The 563-nt window shown below is 65.4% G+C and carries 1 protein-coding gene; it reads right to left on the reverse strand.

Annotation, left to right across the window (positions count from 1 at the left end; all coding sequences use genetic code 11):
- Positions 1–563: FtsK/SpoIIIE domain-containing protein (locus FV227_RS28705; RefSeq protein WP_281407545.1), on the reverse strand; the 563-nt coding region annotated here is incomplete at both ends.

Consider the following 563-nt stretch of genomic DNA (forward strand, 5'->3'; position numbering starts at 1 on the left):
TTGCTCGTCACCTGGAAGCTGATCCGGGTCGGGAAGTTCGCCTTGATCGTCCCGGTGATCACGTCCACCGACGGACGCTGCGTCGCCATGATCAGGTGGATGCCCGCCGCGCGCGCCATCTGCGCCAGGCGCTGGATCGCCCCCTCGATGTCCTTGCCGGCCACCATCATCAGGTCGGCCATCTCGTCGACCACGATCACGATGTAGGGCAGCGGGGAGAGGTCCATCTCCTCGTTCTCGTAGACGGCCTCGCCGGTCTGCCGGTCGAAGCCGGTCTGGACGGTACGGGTCAGCACCTCGCCGCGCAGGCGCGCCTCCTCGAGCCGGGCATTGAACCCGTCGATGTTGCGCACGCCGACCTTGGACATCTTCTTGTAGCGCTCCTCCATCTCGCGCACCGCCCACTTGAGGGCGATGACCGCCTTCTTCGGATCGGTGACGACGGGGGAGAGCAGGTGCGGGATGCCGTCGTAGACCGACAGCTCCAGCATCTTCGGGTCGACCATGATCAGGCGGCACTCCTCCGGCTTCATCCGGTAGAGGAGCGAGAGGATCATGGTGTT

This window comes from Methylobacterium sp. WL119 (assembly GCF_008039875.1).
Taxonomy (GTDB): Bacteria; Pseudomonadota; Alphaproteobacteria; order Rhizobiales; family Beijerinckiaceae; genus Methylobacterium.